Source organism: Streptomyces sp. NPDC029169, assembly GCF_055563935.1.
The window spans coordinates 206,211-223,298 of record NZ_JBVHXA010000007.1 but is presented as its reverse complement, the minus strand read 5'-3'; the positions used below and the strand labels follow the sequence as shown (position 1 = coordinate 223,298).

The 17,088-nt window shown below is 71.3% G+C and carries 17 protein-coding genes; 14 read left to right on the top strand and 3 right to left on the bottom strand.

All coding sequences use genetic code 11. From position 1 onward, the window contains the following. Positions 1–5: 5 nt before the first annotated feature. The 10 genes from ACZ4VI_RS16080 (at position 6) to ACZ4VI_RS16035 (ending at position 8,546) form a co-directional block, all read left to right on the top strand. A complete protein-coding gene (locus tag ACZ4VI_RS16080) occupies positions 6–2,204 on the top strand; it encodes a cell division protein FtsK (protein WP_467999823.1) in 2,199 nt (732 codons plus the stop codon). Between the two features lie 141 nt (positions 2,205–2,345). Then, positions 2,346–2,600: a hypothetical protein gene (locus ACZ4VI_RS16075; protein ID WP_467999822.1), complete on the top strand. Its 255-nt coding sequence runs from the start codon at positions 2,346–2,348 to the stop codon at positions 2,598–2,600. A 143-nt stretch (positions 2,601–2,743) separates the two neighbouring features. After that, positions 2,744–2,938, top strand: coding sequence for a hypothetical protein (locus ACZ4VI_RS16070; protein ID WP_282685903.1), 195 nt, complete (start codon positions 2,744–2,746; stop codon positions 2,936–2,938). A gap of 12 nt (positions 2,939–2,950) precedes the next feature. Further along, a complete protein-coding gene (locus tag ACZ4VI_RS16065; RefSeq protein WP_467999821.1) occupies positions 2,951–3,292 on the top strand; it encodes a hypothetical protein in 342 nt (113 codons plus the stop codon). Positions 3,293–3,381: 89 nt separating this feature from the next. Beyond that, entirely contained in the window at positions 3,382–4,266 is an 885-nt protein-coding gene (locus ACZ4VI_RS16060; protein WP_467999820.1) for a bifunctional DNA primase/polymerase, read from the top strand. Between the two features lie 360 nt (positions 4,267–4,626). Then, positions 4,627–4,863 (top strand): hypothetical protein, encoded by a 237-nt coding sequence (locus tag ACZ4VI_RS16055; protein WP_467999819.1) that lies wholly within the window; start codon positions 4,627–4,629, stop codon positions 4,861–4,863. Next, positions 4,860–5,879 (top strand): AAA family ATPase, encoded by a 1,020-nt coding sequence (locus tag ACZ4VI_RS16050; RefSeq protein ID WP_467999818.1) that lies wholly within the window; start codon positions 4,860–4,862, stop codon positions 5,877–5,879. The genes ACZ4VI_RS16055 and ACZ4VI_RS16050 overlap by 4 nt, the downstream gene beginning before the upstream one ends. Positions 5,880–5,944: 65 nt before the next feature. Next, the gene (locus tag ACZ4VI_RS16045) at positions 5,945–6,160 is read left to right on the top strand and encodes a helix-turn-helix transcriptional regulator (RefSeq protein ID WP_282685908.1); all 216 of its coding nucleotides are present in this window, start codon (positions 5,945–5,947) and stop codon (positions 6,158–6,160) included. A gap of 58 nt (positions 6,161–6,218) precedes the next feature. Further along, positions 6,219–7,601, top strand: a complete 1,383-nt coding sequence (locus ACZ4VI_RS16040; RefSeq protein WP_467999817.1) for a site-specific integrase — start codon at positions 6,219–6,221, stop codon at positions 7,599–7,601. A 462-nt stretch (positions 7,602–8,063) separates the two neighbouring features. Beyond that, the gene (locus ACZ4VI_RS16035; RefSeq protein ID WP_467999816.1) at positions 8,064–8,546 is read left to right on the top strand and encodes a DUF4352 domain-containing protein; all 483 of its coding nucleotides are present in this window, start codon (positions 8,064–8,066) and stop codon (positions 8,544–8,546) included. A 343-nt stretch (positions 8,547–8,889) separates the two neighbouring features. Here the strand turns inward: ACZ4VI_RS16035 and ACZ4VI_RS16030 are convergent, their stop codons facing one another. Then, positions 8,890–10,371: a S1C family serine protease gene (locus ACZ4VI_RS16030; protein WP_467999815.1), complete on the bottom strand. Its 1,482-nt coding sequence runs from the start codon at positions 10,369–10,371 to the stop codon at positions 8,890–8,892. 177 nt (positions 10,372–10,548) lie between these two features. On the opposite strand from ACZ4VI_RS16030, the gene ACZ4VI_RS16025 reads away from it, so the two are divergent. The 3 genes from ACZ4VI_RS16025 (at position 10,549) to ACZ4VI_RS16015 (ending at position 13,396) form a co-directional block, all read left to right on the top strand. Then, positions 10,549–11,382: a glycerophosphodiester phosphodiesterase gene (locus tag ACZ4VI_RS16025; RefSeq protein WP_467999814.1), complete on the top strand. Its 834-nt coding sequence runs from the start codon at positions 10,549–10,551 to the stop codon at positions 11,380–11,382. 95 nt (positions 11,383–11,477) lie between these two features. After that, positions 11,478–12,080, top strand: coding sequence for an ATP-binding protein (locus tag ACZ4VI_RS16020; RefSeq protein ID WP_467999813.1), 603 nt, complete (start codon positions 11,478–11,480; stop codon positions 12,078–12,080). Between the two features lie 347 nt (positions 12,081–12,427). After that, a complete protein-coding gene (locus tag ACZ4VI_RS16015; RefSeq protein WP_467999812.1) occupies positions 12,428–13,396 on the top strand; it encodes a DUF5926 family protein in 969 nt (322 codons plus the stop codon). 248 nt (positions 13,397–13,644) lie between these two features. Here the strand turns inward: ACZ4VI_RS16015 and ACZ4VI_RS16010 are convergent, their stop codons facing one another. Both ACZ4VI_RS16010 and ACZ4VI_RS16005 read right to left on the bottom strand, forming a co-directional pair. Further along, positions 13,645–14,244, bottom strand: a complete 600-nt coding sequence (locus ACZ4VI_RS16010; protein ID WP_467999811.1) for a hypothetical protein — start codon at positions 14,242–14,244, stop codon at positions 13,645–13,647. Between the two features lie 185 nt (positions 14,245–14,429). After that, a complete protein-coding gene (locus ACZ4VI_RS16005) occupies positions 14,430–15,110 on the bottom strand; it encodes a bifunctional DNA primase/polymerase (protein WP_467999810.1) in 681 nt (226 codons plus the stop codon). Positions 15,111–15,491: 381 nt separating this feature from the next. Between ACZ4VI_RS16005 and ACZ4VI_RS16000 the strand changes: the two genes are divergently transcribed. Continuing rightward, on the top strand, positions 15,492–17,072 hold the full coding sequence (locus ACZ4VI_RS16000; protein WP_467999809.1) for a PP2C family protein-serine/threonine phosphatase: 1,581 nt from the start codon (positions 15,492–15,494) through the stop codon (positions 17,070–17,072). Positions 17,073–17,088: the final 16 nt, after the last annotated feature.

Below are 17,088 nucleotides of genomic sequence, written 5' to 3'. Positions count from 1 at the left end.
TGTCAGTGAAACACGAGAGCGGTGACGCTCACGAGACCGAGCTCTTCGCGCGCTTGGAGAAAGAGATTGCTGCCGACTCCCCGGAGTCGGTATCCGCCCCGGAGGGCGGAGAGTCGGGTACCGGCCGTTCCGCTGAGTCGGCTCCGGCTGGACCGGACGAGTCGGCCGACCCGACCGCCGTGATCATGGTGGACCGTCCCGGCGGACCGTCGGGCCCCGGCCTCATGGATCGCGTCCTCGGCTCGAAGCGGCGCCCGGTGATCCCCGCGTGGGCGCGATCCTGGGACGAATTCAAGACCGCGGGGAAGGGCGTCGCGGCGTACGCCTGGCACGTCGCCGCGTATCACGCGGTACGAACGCCCTGGTACGCGCTCCGGCTCACCGTGCAGGCGCCGTTCGGCGCCGCCCGGTTCCTCGGCAACTCGATGCGGTGGGTGTCGGACGCCGAAGGCGAGCCGCTGCGGCAGGACGCCGCCAGCCGCGAGGACGTCGGCGACTACCTCAAGCTCTCCCGGCAGCGAGACCGCCGGGTCCGGTGGCGGACTGTCGTGTCCATCGTCGCCGGCATCGTCGGCCCGACGGTCGCCCTCGCCCTGTACGTCCTCGCCCCGACGTGGCTGACGGTGCTCGCGACGGCGGTCGGCGTGATGATGCTCGGTCGGCTCGGACAGTCGGCCGACGCTCCGGTCATCAACAGGGCTGTGGAAATCCCGAAGGCGACCAAGTTGACGAGCGACATCGTCCTCCGGGCGCTGGGCTCCCTGGGTATCCAGGCGATCAACCAGGACCAGGCCAAGGGCGGTCCCGGCTTCACCTTCACCGCGCCGATCACCCGCGACGGGCCCGGCTGGCTCGCCGAGGGAGACCTCCCGTACGGCGTCACCGTGACCGATGTCGCCGACCGACGCGAACGCCTGGCCTCCGGTCTGCGGCGCCCCCTCGGCTGCGTCTGGCCGGAGTCCGTGGCCGACGAGCACACCGGACACCTCCGACTGTGGGTCGGCGACCAGGACCTGTCGAAGACCCGGCAGGCTTCCTGGCCGCTCGCCAAGTCGGGGACGGTGGACCTCTTCCGGCCGATCGACTGGGGGACGGACCAGCGGGGCCGGTGGGTCGGAATCACGCTGATGTTCATCGCCGGCGTGATCGGCGCCATCCCCCGGATGGGCAAGACCTTCCTCCTCCGCCTGCTGCTCCTCATCGCCGCCCTCGACGTGCGGGCGGAGATCCACACGTACGACCTCAAGGGCACCGGCGACCTGGACGCGGTCGGCGACCGGGTCGGCTACCGGCACCGGGCCGGGGAGGAAGACGCGGACATCGAGTACGCGATCGCCGACCTCCGAGCGGTCCGAGAGGAGATGCGGCGGCGGGCGAAGGTGATCCGGTCCTTGCCCAAGGACATCTGCCCCGAGTCCAAGGTGACCACCGAGCTGGCGTCGAAGCGCTCGCTCGGCCTCCACCCGATCGTCATCGGCGTCGATGAGTGCCAGGTCTGGTTCGAACACGACAAGTACGGAGCGGAGTTCGAGGAGATCTGCGTCGACCTCGTGAAGCGCGGCCCCGCGACCGGCATCGTGCTGCTGCTCGCGACGCAGCGGCCGGACAAGGACAGCATCCCGAAGGCGATCAGCGCCAACGCCTCCGCCCGCTGGTGCCTCAAGGTCATGGGCCAGGTCGAGAACGACATGGTCCTCGGGACCGGCGCCTACAAGCGGGGCGTACGAGCCACCCTGTTCGCCTGGTCCGAGAAGGGCGTCAGCTACTTCCTCGGCGAAGGCGCGGACGCCCGGATCGTGCGATCCGCGTTCATCGACGCCGTGGAGGCCGACCGGATCGCTCTCCGGGCCCGCGCCCTCCGCGAGCGGGCCGGAACGCTCGCCGGGCACGCCGCCGGCGAACAGCCGGAGACCGACGAGGCTCCGACGTACGACCTGCTCGCCGATCTCCTCGCCGCGATCCCGGACGGCAGCCAGAAGGTCTGGAACGAGGTGGCCGTCGCCGCCCTCGCCGAGCTGCGGCCCGGCGTGTACGGCGGGTGGACGGGCGAGCAACTGACCCTCGCGCTCAAGCCGTACGGCGTCCGGGTCGGCCAGGTGTGGGGCACGGCGGAGGACGGCAAGGGCGCGAACCGGCGCGGCATCAAGCGCGCCGATCTCCTCAAGGCCGTCGCCGAACGTGACGGCGGAGCCGCCGCGGCCTAGCCCTCCGCGCCGCTAGACCTAGCGGGCCACCCCGCTAGGTCTAGCACCTCCGCTAGCGGCCTCAATGGCTTCTGACCTGCGAACTAGCGCCTAGCACCACTCCCTGCGCAACCCCAGAATCCAGCCCTGAGAGGGGTTTCCATGCCCTTGTGGTTCGACTTTGCCACCGTTCTCCTGCTCCTCACGCTCAGCTACGCCGCCCTGTGCGCGGCCAGCCCCCTCGGCGCCTGCCGCAAGTGCAGGGGCTGGGGTGCCAAGGTCCGCGTCTCCCGCTTCAGCGGGCGGCTCAAGCGCGGGCGCGACTGCCGCCGCTGCGAGGGCTACGGGCAGCGCGTCCGGATCGGACGCCGCCTCTACAACCTCGCCGTCCGGCTCCACGACGACGGCACCCGCTGACGAGGAGACCGCCGTGCGCCGACTCGTACACCTCGCCCTGCTCGGTCTGCTGCTCGGCTTCGCGGCCACCTCGTGCCCCGCCAACGAGCCGCAGCCGACCCGGCCGACCGTATCGCCCGAACTCCCGTAACGGAGGACTGATCTTGACCTTCACGATCTCCGCCCTGCTCCTCTTCGGACTCCTGCTCTTCATGCTCATCCGCTCGAAGTCGGTCGGGGGCGTTGCGGCCGTGGTCGCCGTGCTCTTCGGCTACTACCTCTCCCACACCCCCGCCGCGCCGGCCATCGACCAGGTCATGGCGGCGCTCGCCGACGCTATCCCCGACTTCGACTCCTGAGGAGGAACACGCATGACCATTGACCGCACCGCCAAGGACCTGGGCGCCGCCTACGCGGACGCTCCGGCGCTGGACGACGAGTTGGCGTGGCTCCGGGCCTGCACCGGTGATCCGGGGTTCGAGCCGAGCCGCGAGTTCCTGCTCCGCCAGGCGGCGCTGCTCGACCGCCTCGCCATCCAGGGCGCGGTCATGCCGCTCGTTCTGGCCGCGCTCGGCGCCGCCGATCGCCTGGTCGTACACGACATCGAGCACCGCGGGCTGAGCCTCAGGGGCCACGACTTGTTCGCCTCTGACGACCACCAGGCGTACGTCCGCGAGGAGTACCGCGTCTGGCTGCTCGCGCAGAACCACTGAATCGACCCGGGGCAGCGGTCGACGGGCCAACGAAGCCCGCTGCCCCGGTCCTCCCCATCCCATCCAAAGAATCAGGAGGTGCCATCAGGATGCACCATTTCACCCCGCCCCCGGCAGTCCTGCAGTCGGCCGAACAGGGCTGGCACGTCTTCCCGCTCGTCCAGGGCGGCAAGCGTCCGGCCGTCCGCTCGTGGGAGACCCGCGCCACGACCGACCCCGCCCGCCTCACCCGCTGCTGGTCGGCCGGTGACTACAACCTCGGCATCGCCACCGGCCCCTCGCGCCTGGTCGTCGTCGACCTGGACGTCCCCAAGGGAGACGAGGACCGTCCGCCCGCCGGAACCCCGGCAGGTGTGACCGACGGCGCGGACACGCTCGGCCTGCTCGCCGAGGAACACGGCGAGCGGTACCCCAGCGACACGTACACGGTCCGGACCGGCAGCGGAGGCCTCCACCTCTACTTCACGGCCCCTGCCGGCGCCGCACTGCGGAACACGGCGGGCAAGCTCGGCTGGAAGATCGACACCCGGGCGAACGGCGGCTATGTCGTGGGCGCGGGCAGCACGGTGGACGGCCGGTCCTACCGAGTCATCCACGAGGCGCCCCCGGCACCGCTCCCGCCCTGGCTGACGAAGCTCCTCGTTCCGGCGACGCTGCCGCCGCAGGGACCGCTGGACGTGTCCCTGCTCGCTGCCGACGGCCTGGACCGCTACCTCGCGGCGGCCGTCGCCGGAGAGATCCAGCGGGTCGAGCGGGCCGTCGAGGGCAATCGGAACAACGCCCTCTATCAGGCGTCCGTGGCCCTCGGGCAGCTCGTGGCCGGCGGAGAGCTGGCCGAGGGCGACGTGACGGCGAAGCTCGTCGTCGCCGCCGTGGGAAAGGGCCTGCCCGAGTCGGACGCCCGCCGTACGGTCGCCTCCGGCCTCCGCGCCGGTGCCCGCAAGCCCCGCACCGTCACGCGGAGGGCCGCATGAACCTCAGCGTTCAAGACGTCTACCTCGGCTGGCGCGAGCTGGCCCACGGGGCAGACTGCCCGCGGCCGTCGTGGACCGTCGACGTCCGCGACGACGAGCACTACCGCTCGTCGTACGGCGGGGCGACCGAGCGGCACTCCTGCCCGAACGAGGACTGCGACCACGGGAGTTCCTACCCCCGTACGACGGTCCGCGTGGTCTGCCTCGCCTGTCACGCTCGCGCACGTCATCACGGGCGAGAGCGTCAGCAGCCGGAGCACGAACACCCGGACGACCGGCTTCGGCGAGGCTCCGCGCAAGGTCGCCGGCCTCTACCTGTGGCCGGGCCAGCCCTGGTTCGGCGACGAGCCGCACGAATTCTTGGTCAGCCGCGCCAGGCCGCAGCGGCTGACGGCGGCGGACGTGGTCGGCGAGATCTACGAGGGACGCGGTCCGCGCGGCGGCAAGCGGTTCTCGGCCGCCGCTCTGCCGTCGCCCAACGGCGCGTACGGGGTCAGGACGCTCCGCTGGTCGCGCTCGGAGGAGGGCTTCACCTCCTGCTCCGCCGCCGCGAAGTGGATCGCGGTGCAGACGCCCGAGAGTGACGAGGCGAAGTGAACGACACCCCGTACGACATGCCCCACCTGTACTCCGCTCCGTCACCCGAACCCCGCCCGCTCCAGCCCGCGCAGCAGCGCATCCGGACGGCGTGGACGGCCGACGAGCTGATGGCGACCGAGTTCCCGGAGCCGAAGTGGGCCGTCCCCGGGATCATCTCCGAGGGCGTCAACCTCCTCGCCGGACCGCCGAAGGTCGGCAAGTCCTGGCTTTCCCTCGGCCTGGCCCTCTCGGTCGCCGCCGGCGGTACGGCCATGGACACCATCCCCGTCGAGGGTGGACCGGTGCTGTACCTCGCCCTGGAGGACACCCCGCGGCGGCTCCAGACCCGCATGGGGAAGATCCTCGGCAGCAACCGCGCGCCGTCCGGTCTCACCCTGGCCACCTCGTGCCCGCCGCTGCCGCAGGGCGGGAATGAGGCCATCGCCCAGTGGCTCGACCGCAACCCCGAGGCGCGGATGGTCGTGATCGACGTCTTCGCGAAGATGCGGGGCAACTCGGCTCCGGGTGCCTCTGCGTACGACGCGGACTACGCGGCCGTCGGTCACGCGAAGCGGATCGCGGACCACTACGGCATCGCGGTGGTCCTGGTCCACCACGTCCGTAAGGCCGCGTCGGACGACTTCCTCGCCGAGGTCTCCGGCACGAACGGCCTCGCGGGAGCGGCGGACGCCACGCTCGTCCTGAAGCGCGCCCGCGGCCAGGCCGACGGCGTTCTCCACGTCACTGGCCGCGACGTGGACGAGGCCGAGTACGCCCTCCGCTTCTACGCGGAGGCCGGCGCCTGGCAGCTCCTCGAAGGCCCCGCCGCCGAGCACACGATCGGCGACACCCGCGCGACGATCCTCCGCTTTGTCCGCGCGAACCCCGGCGCCAGGCCGAAGGCCATCGCCGAGGGCACGGGCCTGGAGTCGGACCTCGTCCGGCAGACATGCTCCCGGATGGCCAAGGACGCCCAGCTGATCAGGAAGGACGGCGGCTACGTCGTCCCCGACGTGACAGGCGGTGGCGCATGAGCCGTCACACGCGTCACAGCGTCACCCCCGTCACCTCTGTCGCACGGAACCGAGGAGCCGCCGCCATGCCCCGTACGTCCACCAAGCCCCGCCGGTCCGGCGACTCGAACCTGAAGCTGCCGGACGTCCTGACGGAGCTGAACATGTCCCGCTCGGCCTTCTATCGGCTGCGCGCCCGCGGCCAGGCGCCGAGGTGCATCAAGCTCCCGAACGGCCAGATCCGCGTCCGCAGGAGCGACCTGGACGCCTGGTTCGCCGCCTGCGAAGAGCTCGCCGCCTAAGCCGTTCCCAGACGTGGGGCGCGCCTGCGAAGGCGCGCCCCGTTCCGGAGGTACCACGTTGCTTACCTACGAAGTGAAGATCTGGAGCGTCCGCAGTCGGCCGAGCAAGTCGTCACCGTTCCAGCTCCGCTGGAAGGTCGGGCCTGAGGTTCACTACCTGGTCTTCGCGAACAAGACGCTGGCGGACGGCCGCCGTTCTCAACTCATGTCGGCCCAGCGGAAGGGCGAGCAGTTCGACACGGAGACCGGCCTCCCCACGTCCGAATTGCGTGCACTCAACTCCCCCACCTGGTTCGCGCATGCCTGCGCGTACGCCCAGATGAAGTGGCCCAACGCGGCGGCGAAGCACCGCGTCGGCATCGCCGAGGCCCTGACGAACATCACGCCGGCGCTCACGACGAGCCAGAAGGGAGCACCGGAGGCCAAGACCCTCCGCCTGGCCCTGCGTAACTGGGCCTTCCAGATGGTCAAGGACGGCGAGGGCGAGTGGGCGCCGAGGAAGGACGTCCAGGAGCCGCCGGAGGACGTGGCCGCCGCGCTCGACTGGATCGCGGCGAACTCCCTCAAGGTCAAGGACCTGGCCGTCTCGGACAATCTCCGCCCCGCGCTCAAGGCGATCTCGCTCAAGCTGAACGGCAAGAAGGCAGCGGACAACACGGTCGCCCGCAAGCGGACGGTACTCAGCAATGCGCTCCGGTACGCGGTCGAGCGGGACCTCCTCGACGTGAACCCGCTCACCCGCATCGACTGGAGCGCACCGGAGACGGACGACGAGGTCGACTTCCGGTACGTCCCCGAGCCGAAGATGGCCCGCGAGCTCATCGACGCCGTCCGAGCCCAGGGCCCGCGCGGCGAGCACCTGTACGCCTTCCTCGGGTGCATGTACTACGCCGCGAACCGTCCGTCGGAAGTGGCCGACCTGAAGAAGTCGAACCTCGTCCTGCCGGAGGAGGGGTGGGGCGAGATGATCCTTGCCGGTAGCCGCCCAGAGGTCGGCTCCGGCTGGACCGACGACGGCAAGCCGTACGAGGAACGCGGCCTGAAGCGCCGCGCCCGCCGCGCCACCCGCCCCGTACCGATCCCGCCGGTCCTCGTCCAGATGCTCCGCGACCACATCGAGACCCAGGGAGTGGCCCCTGACGGCCGCCTCTTCCGAGCCGTGCGCGGGGGCCGGGTCCGGTCCAACGAATACACCGAGCTCTGGCAGAAGGCCCGCCGCAAGGTCCTCTCCGAGGAGGAGGTGAACACCCCGCTCGCCGACGTGCCCTACTCACTCCGCCACGCGTGCGTCTCCCTCTGGATCAAGGCAGGCGTCGACCCGGTCGAAGTCGCCCGCCGCGCCGGCCACAGCATCGCGGTCCTCTGGCGCTTCTACGCCAAGATCCTGCGAGGCCAGCAGCACAAGGCGAACGAGCTCATCGAAAGCGCGCTGAGTCATTGACTTGCCCGGCTGCGCCCACTCGTGGTCGCCTGAACCCGTAATTCGCCGATGCCCTCACCGATGGTGGGGGCATCGTTGCTTTCAGGACATCCGCTGCCCGACCGCTCAAAACCTGCTTCTGGAGGCCGTCTGGCCTCGTACGGCCCCTCGGGTAGCCGCGTCTCCAAAGCAGCGGACCGTTCGAGACGATCTTCTTGCTCACCTCGTCGGAGGGCGGTCGGCATGCGAGCCAAAATCACAGACGGTGTCCAAGCAGTCCCAGACCGCTATGCAGGGTGCAGATCCAAGCCCACCAGAGGATCCTTAGAAGCGTCTCTTGAGGTAGGCGGGACACCCGCTGAACCGGGAGGTGGCCTAATGCGCCGACCCCTCGCCGTCGCACTTCCGCTGCTACTCGCGGCAGCTCTTGCGGCCTGCGGCAGCAGCGAAGTAGTCACGGAGCCGGAACAAACTCCGACCACGGTGCCCACCGCTCCCGAAACCGTGCCACCGACCGTCCCGGACACACCGACGCCGCCACCTCCCTCGCCGGCCGCCAAGGTGGGAGACACCCTTAATCTCTCCGGGAATGCCTCCGGCGAGAACCTCGCGGTCACCGTCGTCAAGGTGGTCGACCCGGCGACGGGCACCTCATACTCCAAGCCTGATCCAGGTCAGCGCTTTGTGGCGGTCCAGTTCCGGCTGAAGAACACGGGGACAGCCGTGTACGACGACTCCCCCAGCAATGGGGCCAGACTCGTGGACTCCCAAGGGCAGCAGTTCGACTCGACGTTCGCGGAGACCTCCGCAGGGCCGAATTTCCCCGGAGGCGTCACGGTTGCAGTCGGGGACTCGGCTCTGGGGTTCATCGTGTTCGAGGTGCCCAACTCCTCGAAGATCGCCAAAGTGCAGTTCACCATGAACAGCGGGTTCGGGCCAGAAACCGGGCAGTGGCAAGTGCGCTGATGGCCGTGCATAGTGCCTGCAGCGTGGGGGTTGTGCTCGCACGGTGGTCCACGCGGCAGGTCTTCGGTGTGCCCTCGACGCTGACCACAGGTTGACCACACGCACTGATCCACAGTGGGACTGGGTGGGACACGGTGGGACAGCCGGACATGTCGAAGGGGCTGCCGATCTACTCGGCAGCCCCTCTCACGTGCAGCTTTGTTAGCTGCGGAAAGCCTCTGGCGGTGGCCCGGATCCGCCCGCGAAGCTGATCGCGGATTTCAAGACCGTTCCCTTAGGCCGCTCGGGCAACCCACCCCGCGCCGGATCCCGTTCGGGGCGGCGCGGGGGACAGCCTAGCCGGTCAGCTGTCGCCCGTGCGTTCGCCGAGGGTGACCGTGGTCGTGGCGGTCTTGCCGTCGCGTTCGTAGGTGAGCTGGACCGAGTCGCCCGGCTTGTGGGTCCAAATCTCGCTGATCAGCGTCGGGCCGCTGTCGATCTGGCGGTTGCCGAAGGCCGTGATCACGTCACCCGGCTTCAGACCCGCCTTCGCCGCCGGGCCGTTCGCGGTGATGGACGGGGTGCCGCCCGCGCCCTCGTCGGCGATCGTCGCACCCTCGCCCTTGTCGGTCATGTTCACTGTCGCGCCGATCACCGGGTAGACCGGCTTGCCGGTCTTGATCAGCTGCTCGGCCACGTTCTTCGCCTGGTTGACCGGGATGGCGAAGCCGAGGCCGATCGAACCCGCCTGGGACTGGCCGAAGCCGTTGCCCGTCGACTGGATCGCCGAGTTGATGCCGATCACCGCGCCGCTCGCGTCGAGCAGCGGGCCGCCGGAGTTGCCCGGGTTGATCGAGGCGTCCGTCTGCAGCGCGCTCATGTACGAGTTCTTGCCGCTGGAACCGTCACCCGAGGCGACCGGGCGGTTCTTGGCGCTGATGATGCCCGTCGTCACCGTGTTCGACAGGCCGAAGGGCGCGCCGATCGCGATCGTCGAGTCTCCGACCGCCACCTTGTCGGAGTCGCCGAGCGGCAGCGGAGCCAGCCCCTCCGGCGCCTTCTTCAGCTTCAGGACGGCCACGTCGTAGCCCTCCGCGCGGCCCACGACCTCCGCGTCGTACGTCTTGCCGTTGGAGAAGGTCGCCGAGAGCGTGCCGCCCTCCGCCGCCGACGCCACCACGTGGTTGTTGGTGACGATGTGGCCTTCCTTGTCGTAGACGAAGCCGGTGCCCGTACCGCCCTCGCCCTCGCTCTCCCCGACGCTGCCGCCGGACTTGGCCTGGATGGTCACGACGCTCGGCAGCGCCTTGTTCGCCACCGCGGCGACCGTGCCCGGGTCCCGCTTGAACGACGCCGGGGAGTCCCCCGCGGCGACCGTCGTCGAACTGACGCCCGTGTCGCCACGCTCGGCCGCCCAGTAGCCGATGCCGCCGCCCACACCGCCGGCCACCAGGGCCGCCACGAGAACCGCCGCCACCAGACCACCAGTCCTCCGCTTGGGCGGAGCCTCCGGGACGGGCGGGACGGGCGCACCCCAGGCCGGTACGGCCGGCGGAGGCGGAGGCCAGCCACCGGCCGGCGCCGCGGCCGCGGTCGCGGTCTCCGGGGTGGGAGCCGCAGCCGTCGGCGCGGGAGCCGGAGCCTCGGCCTCCGCGGGAGCCGGAGCCTCGGCCGGGGTCGGAGCCGGGGTACCGGCCGCCGGGGTCGGAGCCGGGGTACCGGCCGCCGGCGCCTCGGTCGCATCTACCGACGCGGCAGGCGGCGCGACGGGGGCAGGAGGGACGGGAGGGGCGGACGGGGCACTCGGGTCCGCCGGAACCTCGGTGCCCTCGTTCTCGGTGCTCACAGCTCTCTCCTCGTTCACTGCGCAGGTGGATGCCCTCACTGGGGTGCTGCGGACAGCTTTTCCCACAGGGCGTCAGGCCACTGTAAGGCGGAGCTGTGCGTCCGCGCCCCATTCTTTATTTGTGGACAGAACGGACGCGATCCGGTACGGCCGCCCCGCCAATGGCACCATGACGCGGTGACCCACGCACGGCAGCACCCCCGGCCGCACACGAACCGCGCCCCCCTCCAGGTGGTCGCCCACCGCGGAGCCTCCGAAGACGCCCCGGAACACACCCTCGCCGCCTACGTGAAGGCCATCGAGGACGGCGCCGACGCCCTCGAGTGCGATGTCCGGCTCACCGCCGACGGCCACCTCGTCTGCGTCCACGACCGCCGCGTCGACCGCACCTCCAACGGCCGCGGCGCCGTCTCCGCCCTGGAGCTCGCCGACCTCGCCGCCCTGGACTTCGGCACCTGGCGGGGCCGCGAGGAGGCCCGCGAGAGCCCGGACTGGAAGGACTCCGGGCTCACCTCCGTACTCACCCTGGAACGCCTCCTGGAGCTGGTCTCCGACGCCGGACGCCACATAGAACTGGCCATCGAGACCAAGCACCCCACCCGCTGGGCGGGCCAGGTGGAGGAGCGGCTGCTCGAGCTGCTCGGGCGGTTCGGCCTCGCGGCGCCGGCGTCCCCCGAGGAGTCTCCCGTACGGGTCATGAGCTTCTCGGCGCGCTCACTGCACCGGATCGCGGCCGCCGCGCCGACGCTCCCCACCGTCTCGCTCTCGCAGTTCGTCACCCCCCGGCTGCGCGACGGAAGGCTGCCGGCGGGCGCGCGGATCGCCGGACCGTCGATCCGGATCGTCCGCCATCACCCCACCGTGATCCTTCGGCTCCAGAAGGCCGGACACCAGGTCCATGTATGGACGGTGGACGAGCCGGAGGACGTGGAGCTCTGCGAGCGGCTCGGCGTGGAGGCGGTCATCACCAACCGGCCCAAGCAGGTGCTGTCCCAGTTGGGCCGCCTTTGACCCCATCCCTTCCTTCTTCTCGCCCCTTCCGCCACATGCGCCTCAGGGTTACAGGGAGTGCACCGGCGCGTTCGGTCCGTACTCGATCGTTACGAGTGCGTCACCGCACGTTGCTTGGACGGTTTCCGGTCCAGGCCATTGGGGCATCCACACCGTGGCGTGGGGCAAAGGAGGTCTCGGGGGTGGCGTTGGTGGTGGCACAGGAGGTGCCCACGTCGTCGAGCATGGCCGTACCCCATGGCCCTGCGGGCGTGGGTGAGGCGCGACACCGTATGCGGGAGCAGTTGAGCCGCAGCGGGATGTCCGAATCGGTCGTCGACGATGCGGTACTGATCCTTTCCGAGCTGCTCAGCAATGCCTGCCGGCACGGCAGGCCGCTGGGGCGGGCGGAGATGGGCGACGGGGACGTCCGTGCGGCCTGGCGCATCGATCCGTCAGGTGGCCTGACCGTCGAGGTGACGGACGGCGGTGGTCCGACCCGGCCCGTTCCGTCGACGCCCTCGGTCACCGCACGCGGCGGCCGTGGGCTGAACATCATCGGCGCCCTGGCTCAGGACTGGGGTGTACGGGACGGCGCGTCCGGTGAGGTGACGGTCTGGGTGGTCGTCACCGAGGGCCACCGTCGCGAGGACTTCGCGGCGAGGGTCGGCGGCGGCTCGGGCTTCGACTTCCTGGACGCGTACGACGACCTGGACTGAAGCCGGGGTGCTCCGAGCCCGGGGGCGGCGAACCGAGCTCCCGGCCCCTGGGCGACCGAGCCCCGGGGGCGGCCTCCTGAACTCCCGGCCCTCGACCGCCCGGGACCTGCCGCCGGGCGCACGGCACCAGCGCCCTGGCGCCCGGCACCCGGCCCCCCGGAGCCGCGCCCCGGCGTCCCAGCGCGGCGATCGGCCCCCGCGCACGCACCGGTCGCAGAGGCCCGGGTCGGTGAACATGCCCGCCTGAGTCCCTTGGCGCTTCCGTGCGGCTAGGCTCGCCCGACACAGAGCCGTGCACCGAGCGCGGCCTGCACCACAGCACTGCCGCTATCGGGAGAAGCCACACCATGGCCAAGAAGCGCCCCCAGACGAAGGCCGCCAAGGCACAGGTCACGAACGGGGAGATCCCGGTCGTCGGGGCGCGCGAGCCGTGCCCCTGCGGGTCGGGCCGCCGCTACAAGGCGTGCCACGGCCGGGCCGCCGCGCACGCCGTGACCGAGCTGGTCCAGCGCCCCTTCGAGGGGCTGCCCGGCGAGTGCGACTGGGTCGCGCTGCGCGAACTGGTGCCCGCCGCCACCGTCCCGCTCACCCTGAAGGACGGGCTGCCCGAGGGCGTGCCTTCCGTGACGCTCGCGACCGTGCTGCCCATGGCGTGGCCCGCGCTGCGCCGCGACGACGGCTCCGTCCTCCTCGCCCTGCAGAACGACTCCTCCTCCGGCGATCTCGCCCGCGACCTCGCCGACACCCTCCTGCGCGCCCTGGAGGCGGAGCCGGGTACTCCGGTCGCCGGCCGTCGCGTACCGGCCGAGGGCCCGCGCCTGCAGGATCTGCTCGACCCGAACAGCGATTTCACGCCGGTCGTGCACGAGGGCTTCGAATTCTGGATTCCGGAGTCCGCGGAGAACTCCAACCCCGAGGTCAGCGCCTCCCTCGAGCGCGCCAACGCCGCCGCGATCCCCACGGTCAAGCTGACCGGCGTGGATTCGGCGTACTGGTGCGAGACCCCGGAGAAGAACCACCTGCGCTGGGTCATGCCTTACCCGGAGGAGAAGCTTCTCGACGCGCTGGCCCGCCTGCACGCGGCCGGCACCTCCTCCCTCGGCGACGACACCCGTCTGGTCGGCTCCTTCCGGGCGCACGGCCTGATGGTGCCGGTCTGGGACCTGCCGACGTCGATGGGCGCCGAGGCGTGCGAGAAGCCGGCCGCCGAGTTCGCCGAGCGACTGGCGGCGGCGCTGGCCACCGACGCCCCGCTCACCCCCGAGGAGCGCCGGGCGCGCGGCGGACTCACCAACCGTCAGGTGACTCTCAGCTGACACCGGCGGTGACGGTGGTGCCTGTGGTGACAGTGATGACGGTGATGACCGTGGTGGCTGACAGACCGACCAGTCGGTGACATCCGCCACAACTCCCCGTGCGGCCAGGTAAATCCCTGTCCGAATAACCGAGATCGAATTTGCGAACAGCAGATCTCTTGTTACCGTTCTAGAAGCCCGGTCGCTGGTGCATCCCCCGTCGCCAGCGACCGGGTCTTCTCATGCCCGGACGGATCCCGTCCCGAGGCTCAACTGCCGCCCGCACCCGCCATGTTGCTCCCCGACCGCAGCAGCAGCGGCGTGCTGCCGCCCTCGCCCGCACCCGCGAATTCCGACACGGCCGAATATGCCGAAACCGCGCCTCGCGCGCGCTCCCGCGGCGTCTCGCACGCCCCCGGTTCGTCCTGCGCGGGAACGGCGCAACGCACTTGTACGGTCCGCCCGCCGGGCCCCATCAGGGTGAGTACGGCGTCGAGCTGCTGGCCGCTGGCGTTGCGGTAGTACGTACGCGCCCAGGTGTCCGGGCCCTCCGTGAGCACGCACGTCTGCGCCTCGATCCCATCGGGGGAGGTCAGTTCGGGACCGCAGTGCGAGGCACGGGCGGGAACGGCCGACGGCGCCCCCGAAGCCGAGGGGGAGGGCGCGGGCGGGGGAGTCGGCGCGGCCTTCCGCGCGCCGAGGCCGAGGCCCGGCAGCAGACCGCCGTCGGCGCGCCGCCCGGCGTCCTCCGCCGGCGGCTTGGCGTCGTCGCCCGGCCCCGGGCCGGCCGCCTGGCCGGCGAGGGCGGCCAGCGGCAGGAACGTGGCACACACCACGACGGCCCCGAGCCCGATCATGCGGAGATTCATGGGATCCACCTGCCCGGCTGGCTGCGACTCGTGAACGGCGTGTACGGCGTGAACCGTGGGCCGAAGATATCGGCGGAACTACGGCGCACCGCGCGCCCCGCGCCCATTTCCCGTACAAGTCGGGCAGCCTCACACCCGTACGGGTGAGGAAACCCCAGACCCTCCGCTCCCCGTTCGGTACCGCGTCAGTACGCGAGTCTGCTGCCGCCGCCCGGCGCGCCCGTGCTCGCCTCGACCAGTGCGTCCACGACCGCCTCCACGTCCGGCAGCCAGGGCCTGGCCGACCCGGCCAGCGGCGCCCGTTCCCAGCGCACCTGCCCCGTCCCCGCGACCGACGGCGGCAGCAGCAGATAGCCGCCCTCGCCGTGGAACCGCAGCGAACTGGGCACGCTGTCCTTCGCGTACAGGAGCTCGCCGAGCTGTTCGAGGCCGTACGGAGCGACCAGCAGCGACCAGCGCGTGGGCGTCGCCACCACCGGCCCGAGCCGCATGCCCATCGCGTCGAGGGCGGCCAGGGCCCGCGCCCCCGCGACGGCCGGCAGGCTCACCGCGCAGGGCGCGCCGCCTCCGGTGGCCAGGACGATCGGGGCGCCCGGGCGCCGGGTCCACCACCAGCGGATCATGCGCTCGTCGGTGGTGGCCGCGAGCAGTCCGGGGTCGAAGGGGTGTGCGCCGGGGACGACGCACCCCGGGTCGGGGCAGGCGCAGCCGGCCCCTCTGGACGTACGGGTCGTCGCCTTCAGCCCCACGCCGGGCAGTACGGGCCAGCCCCACTCGGCGGCGCAGACGAGCGCCGCGTCGAGCTGGACGGTCTTTTCCCTGCGCCGGAACCGGAGCCCGCGTCGCCTTCCGAGGATCTCGCGCATGAGCGCTCGTTCCTTTCCATTGAACGCCGAATCCACATCACACCATGTGCAGATCACTTCACTGTGCGTAGCACCGCGTACAAGGTCGGCGGTTCGCCGCCCCGTGCGGTGGGGCGGGAGGGGCCGAGCTGAGGCTCGTCGTCCACTCGAGGGGCGCGGCCTGCGGCGGTGAGGACGCCCAGGCACCCTGCCAGGTTCCGGGGCCGTTCCAACTACCCCTGGCCATCACCGATTACGTACCCATCACGTTCAAATCAACGCGCTTTCAAACGACGCCAGTCGACCGCGAAAGGTGCACCGAGGGGGCAATTTTCGGCCAACTTGGCCTGCACTTCAACCCTTCTGCCAAACCCCACGGACACCACAAGTCCCGTGGGGACAATGCTGGACATCGCTCCTCTTGTGCGTGTACATGTGGATGCATTGCTAGCGGCGCAGATTGACATGGGGGTTTGCGATGCTATTGAGCGAAACGCACCGGTCGGAAAGCCGGTCGACATGAGCGCCCCACACCTGCCGAAAGTGGCTGGAATCGATTCCACGGTTCCCTCGCCCGCGCACACTACCGCGCCCGTCCCGCCCGTGAACCCGTCCGCAGCAACCCTCCCGGGCATCCCCGGCGCGATGATCCAGGACCGGCTGGCCGGCTGGGTCTCCGACCTCACCACCCTCCACGAACTCACCGAACGCCTGGTCAAGACCGGTTCACTCGACGAAGCACTGCGCGAACTGCTGCGCGCCGGAGCCGCCCTCGTCGGCGCCCGCCGCGGCATGGCCGTCCTCGAACCCGGCGACGGACTCGGCCCCACCTCCACCGTCGGCCTCGGACTCGCCCACGCCGAACTCGGCACCATCGAGACCGTCCCGCGCTCCGCCACCTCCTACGGCCGCATCCTCGACGGCCTCCCCGAACCGACCGGATCCCGAGCCGTCCCCGAACCGACCGGACCGCAGACCACCCCCGACCCCACCCGATCCCGAACCGTCCCCGACCCGGTCGCCGTCCCCGACCTGCTCGGCGAGGCGGAGCTCGACCCCCGCCACCGCGAGGTCGCCGCCCGGCTCGGCTACGCCGCCAGCTACGCGCTCCCGCTCGCCACCGAGGCCGCCGGCCGACTCGGCGCCGTCGTCTGGCTGTACGACGAACCCGCCGAACCCGTCGAACGCCAGCGCCACCTCGTCGGTCTCTACGGCCGCTACGCCACCGAACACCTCGCCCGCCTCCTGGAACTGGAGCGCGCCCGCGTCCAGGTCACGACCGTCGCCGAGGAGCTGCTGCCCAGCCGCCTCCCCCGCGTCCCTGGCGTCCAGCTCGCCGCCCGCCACCGCACCGGCCCCCAGGGCGGCGGCGACTGGTACGACGCGCTGCCGCTCCCCGAAGGCGCCCTCGGCCTCGCCGTCGGCTCCGTCTCCGGGACCGGACCGAGCGCGCTCGCCGCGATGGGCCGGCTGCGCGCCTCCCTGCGCGCTTACGCGGTCATGGAGGGCGAGGACCCCGTCGCCGTCCTCTCCGACCTCGAACTCCTGCTCCGGCTCACCGAGCCCGCCCGCTCGGCCACCGCGCTCTTCGCCTACTCCGAGCCCAAGCAGCGCAAACTCGTCCTCGCCGGAGCCGGCCACACCCCGCCGCTGATCATCGGCGACCACCGCACCGAGTACGTCGAAACCTCACTGTCGGCGCCGCTCGGCATGCTCGCCTGCTGGGAGGCGCCGAGCGTCGAGATCGCCCCCGAGCCCGGAGAAACGGTGCTGCTCTACACCGACGGGCTGCTCCGCCGTACCGGCGACCCCATGGACCGGGCCTTCGCCCGGCTCCACGCGGCCGCCACGAGCGTCCCGAAGGCCGACCGGACCGACCCCGGGGCCATCGCCGACCACATCCTGCGGACCCTGCTGCCCGACGGCCTCGACACCGCCGGCGACGGCGAGGACGTGGTCCTGCTCGCCGCTCGCTTCGAGTAGGCCGCCCGCCGCGAGT

Bases quoted from the DNA above. Each gene is read 5' to 3' on its own strand.
- ACZ4VI_RS16075 (WP_467999822.1), top strand. From the start codon at position 2,346: ATGCCCTTGTGGTTCGACTTTGCCACCGTTCTCCTGCTCCTCACGCTC.
- ACZ4VI_RS16060 (WP_467999820.1), top strand. From the start codon at position 3,382: ATGCACCATTTCACCCCGCCCCCGGCAGTCCTGCAGTCGGCCGAACAG.
- ACZ4VI_RS16005 (WP_467999810.1), bottom strand. From the start codon at position 15,110: ATGCGCGAGATCCTCGGAAGGCGACGCGGGCTCCGGTTCCGGCGCAGG.
- ACZ4VI_RS16065 (WP_467999821.1), top strand. From the start codon at position 2,951: ATGACCATTGACCGCACCGCCAAGGACCTGGGCGCCGCCTACGCGGAC.
- ACZ4VI_RS16000 (WP_467999809.1), top strand. From the start codon at position 15,492: ATGCTGGACATCGCTCCTCTTGTGCGTGTACATGTGGATGCATTGCTA.
- ACZ4VI_RS16015 (WP_467999812.1), top strand. From the start codon at position 12,428: ATGGCCAAGAAGCGCCCCCAGACGAAGGCCGCCAAGGCACAGGTCACG.
- ACZ4VI_RS16045 (WP_282685908.1), top strand. From the start codon at position 5,945: ATGCCCCGTACGTCCACCAAGCCCCGCCGGTCCGGCGACTCGAACCTG.
- ACZ4VI_RS16010 (WP_467999811.1), bottom strand. From the start codon at position 14,244: ATGAATCTCCGCATGATCGGGCTCGGGGCCGTCGTGGTGTGTGCCACG.